5 protein-coding genes are annotated in these 3,877 nt (G+C 69.3%); 1 reads left to right on the plus strand and 4 read right to left on the minus strand.

Annotation, left to right across the window (positions count from 1 at the left end; translation table 11 throughout):
* Window positions 1–219: dioxygenase family protein (locus AC1DVI_RS31945; RefSeq protein ID WP_476961351.1), on the plus strand; the 219-nt coding region annotated here is incomplete at its 5' end.
* 69 nt (window positions 220–288) lie between these two features.
* On the opposite strand, the gene AC1DVI_RS31950 is transcribed toward AC1DVI_RS31945, so the two are convergent.
* The 4 genes from AC1DVI_RS31950 to AC1DVI_RS31965 all read right to left on the minus strand — a co-directional run bounded on the left by AC1DVI_RS31950 (window position 289) and on the right by AC1DVI_RS31965 (window position 3,852).
* A complete protein-coding gene (locus AC1DVI_RS31950) occupies window positions 289–1,113 on the minus strand; it encodes a 3'-5' exonuclease (protein ID WP_476961404.1) in 825 nt (274 codons plus the stop codon).
* Between the two features lie 292 nt (window positions 1,114–1,405).
* Window positions 1,406–1,831, minus strand: a complete 426-nt coding sequence (locus tag AC1DVI_RS31955) for a hypothetical protein (protein ID WP_476961405.1) — start codon at window positions 1,829–1,831, stop codon at window positions 1,406–1,408.
* 181 nt (window positions 1,832–2,012) lie between these two features.
* A complete protein-coding gene (locus AC1DVI_RS31960; RefSeq protein ID WP_476961406.1) occupies window positions 2,013–2,450 on the minus strand; it encodes a ribbon-helix-helix domain-containing protein in 438 nt (145 codons plus the stop codon).
* A 94-nt stretch (window positions 2,451–2,544) separates the two neighbouring features.
* Window positions 2,545–3,852 carry an APC family permease gene (locus AC1DVI_RS31965; RefSeq protein WP_476961407.1) on the minus strand — a complete coding sequence of 436 codons (1,308 nt, stop codon included), beginning with the start codon at window positions 3,850–3,852 and terminating at the stop codon, window positions 2,545–2,547.
* Window positions 3,853–3,877: the final 25 nt, after the last annotated feature.

A 3,877-nucleotide genomic window follows, 5' to 3' on the forward strand; every position in this document is an offset into this window, starting at 1 on the left:
CGCACGCCGCACATCCATTACGCGGTGATCGTGCCCGGCACCGGGCGGTTCGTGACGCAGATGTACGTCGCGGGAGAACCGCTGAACGCCCGCGACGGCCTGCTGAACGCCATCCGCGACCCGCAGGCGCGCCGCAGCGTGATCATCCCGTTGACCGCGGCGGACGGCCTCGAGGCGGGCGCCGTCCAGGGCACCTTCGACATCGTCCTCGACCTCTGATCCTCCGTGGGGGATCGGTCTCCGCTCTCCACACCGGCGAGCGGTGCGATCCACCGAGCCGACACCGCGTCAGAGGACGTGTTCGCTCGGCAGATGCGGCGGTTCGGCGACCGGCGTGGGGCGCGGCACGGGCACATGCATCGGGGCGGGCCGTGTCGAGGCCTGCCACAGGTCGAGGAATGTTCCGAGATGTGGCCGGTCGGCGCGCTCGCGCACGAGGCACTCCACCAAGCTGTCGACGCTGGCGTTGTGCCCGGCCGGGTCGGTACGCCCGGTCAGCAGCACCCAGCGGACATAGGCGGCGTAGAGGGTCAGCACGTCCGACTCGCAGTAGGCCCGAACCTTCTCCAGCTCGCCGCGCGCCATCATGTCGGCCACCTCGCTGCCGTGGCCGCCGATCTTGCCGGGCAGGCCGATCAGGTCGGCGATGTCCTGCAGGCCGATGCGCTGTGAGGCGCCGTAGTCGGCGACCTGCTCCATGAGGTCGCAGTTGAAGTCCGGCTGGTAGCGCTGGGTGTAGCCGTTCCATTTGTCGCCGGTTTGGAACCATGCCGGCACCGGCACACCGTAGACCATCGCGCGCAGGCGCAGCACCGGCAGGTCGAAGCCGCGCCCGTTCCAGGTGACCACCCGCGGCAGCATCCGGGCGAAGTGCTTCCAGAAGCCGCGGATCAGCCGCTCCTCGTCGTAGTCGAGGTCACCGCCGGACCGGCACTCGGTCACACGGTAGCGCTCCACGCCGGAGGACCGGTCGATGGCCGCCTCGACGAAGCTGATCGCCACGATCTGATGGCAATGCGGCGGCGGGAACTTCTCCGCCGGCCAGTCCGCCGGAAGGATCTGGCGGTCCGGCATCGTCTCGATGTCGAGGCAGAGCAGCGTGTCGTGGTGCATGGGACCTCCGGGGTGCGGCGGCCTCATGCTCCTCAAACGATCGGAGAAGCACAACGGACAAATGACTGCTCCCTGGCACCGCGGGTATGGCGCTGCATGGACGGTACACTGCGACGTTCACCAGCGGAGCGGACCGCCCGATTGTGCCGCCGCCGAAGACCCCGATGCGGCGCTGCGTCGGTTGGGGCCGGGTCCGCGGTGCGGCCGTTGCGGAATGAAGGGCTTGGTGTCCTCATCGAACTCGACTGGACGGAGCCGCGTCCGCCGGCTCCGGATGCAAAACGCTGCCGTGTCAACGGGCACACCAATCGCGGCGCGGCGTGCCGTCCGCGGGCTGGGCCAACGCCGCATCGGCCAGAATGCGTTGCAGGTCGACGCCATCGATGAGCACGATGGCCTCAACGTCCTCGGGACCCACATCTCGTGGAGCGCAGAAGGCCACCAGCCGGGCGCTCCGAAGGGTGAGCACGATCGTGGTCTGAGTCAGGCGGGCAAGAAACTGTTCGGTGGAACAATGGCCATCGGGCCGGGGCCCTTCGACACCGCGCGGGTGAACGCTCACCCAGCCCCGGTCCGGAACGAAGGCGGGGATCCGGCTGTCGCTCGTGACGTCAATGGGCTGGTGCCGCCAGGACTGGCACGTGACGACCTCCTGGCCCGCCGCGGGAGCGGCGGTTGTGAGCCCCAGAACGGCAAGGCACAAAAGGCGGCGGTTCATCAGCGGCACCAATCACCATCAACGATGCGGAGCGGCATCCGCACGGTGGGGCTGGATGCATCCCCTTCTTCCCAATGTATGCCATACGGGGAAAAGCGTCCCCGCCGAATCCACCTATGGGCGCGCGGTGTGGCAACCAGCCTGCGACTGGAGCGTCTTTACCGGGCACCCCATCGGTCCATCACCCGTTCCAATCCTTGCCCGCCCTCGTCCTGTCGAACGGGACGTCCGTCCCCGGCGCTTCGGTGTCGAGGGGATCATCGTTGGCGGCCTCACGGAAATACTGCGCGATGAACAGCCGAACCGCAGCGCTGACCGACAAACCCGCCGGACGCTTGCGGGCGGCCTCGGTGCACAGGCTGTCGACGCATTGGCGCTCCCGTTTGGAGATTTCCCGCAGCGCATCCCAGAGCGCATCCTGAAGGCGGATGGTGGTTCGCCGACCGCCGATCCTGATGCTGCGGCCCGGCGTAATGGCAATGCCCCGGTTCACCTGCCCCAGCGCCGCCTTCATCATCGGCGACTGCGTCTTGCCGACCCGCTGGGACGGCTCGCTCCTCCGGCGGTTCGCTTTCTTCCCGGTCCCGTCCTGGTCGTCGTTGCCGGGTGCGGTCGACATCTCATCGTTCATGGCTCGGCCCTTGGTAGGCGAAGACGCGACAGGTCGGCACCGTGGCGGCTTGCGGCCGCTGCGGTGCCTGCCCCGTGTGGAGTCAGGGACCGGTCGGCGCATCGGCGCCGGCCGTCCGGGATGGACGGAAGATCCTTTTCGCGAGATAGGGGACGCTGAACACGATCACCGCGTAGACGAGCCCCCACCCGTAGGCCTTGGCGAACAGCAGGCATCCCATGACCGCCAGGCCACCGAAAATCCGGCTTGCGGCGGAGCGCCCCAGGGCCACGTAGACCGCACCGCTGGCGAGATAGAGCAGGAAGAAGTTCTGCCCCGCCGTCATCAGCAGCGTTTCGAGCGAGACGATCCCCACGGCCTGCGCGACCAGCACCGACCCGAAGATCAGCGCCATTCCGCCGACCGCGGCCCGCGGCGTCCCGCTCCCATTCACCGTGCCCAGGCGGAGCGAGGCCGGCGCCCATCCGCGGCGGCCGATGTCGAACAGCAGGCGCGACGCCGCCCAGCAGGCTCCGTTCAGGTTCACCACGATGATGCCGGTCACCAGAACCGCGACCGCCACGCCTGGCACTCGCCCGCCCGCGAGGTTCTCCACCACCGCGAGGAACGGCGCGCCGGCGAGTTGTGGGCTGTCGAGCGGCACGAGCGCCTGCACCGCCGCCGAGATGCCGAGGTAGAGCCCGGTCACCACCACGAAGCTGAGCACCACGGCGATGGGGAAGTCGCGCTTGGGGTTCTTGAACTCCTCCGCGGTGAAGGCGAGCATCTCCCAGCCTGTGAAGGCGAAGAAGGCCAGGGCCGCCCCGCCCCACAGACCGGACAGCGACGGCGAGCCCGCGCGGAAGTCGATGGCGCCCCAGTGCGGGACCGCGCCCAAGGCCACCGCGATCAGGCACCCGGCCAGCACCATGACCACGATGTCCTGAAGGCGGCCGGCGAACTTCGCGCCGGCCCAGGTGGCGAGGAGACCGGTGCCGAGCAGGACCGCTCCCGCCGCGGCGGTCAACGCCGGCGCGGTGGCGGAGTCAATCCCGAGGCCCTGGACGATGTAGGTGGCGCCGGTCAGCGCGATGGCCGGGATGCCCAGCGCGAAGGTGCCCAGGAGCAGGTAGGACGTGCCGATGGCCGCCCAGGGAAAGGCCTCCGCGACGAAACCCGACACGCCGCCGGCGGAGGGGAAGCGTCGGCCAAGGCTGGCGAAGACCACCAGGAGCGGGGCGACCACCACCGCGTCCAGGCACCACGACCAGAGGGCCCACCCTCCGGCCTGCTGATAGACCAGACCGGGGAGCGCCAGCATGCCGGCACCCACCACGATGCCGATCGCCAGCGTCACCGCACCGAAGAGGCTGATGGTCGGCCGCAGGGCGTTGGCGTCAGGAGCGCTCATTGGCGATGATCCTCTCGTGGTGGAA

The sequence above is a fragment of the Azospirillum sp. P4_B5 genome (assembly GCF_056402275.1).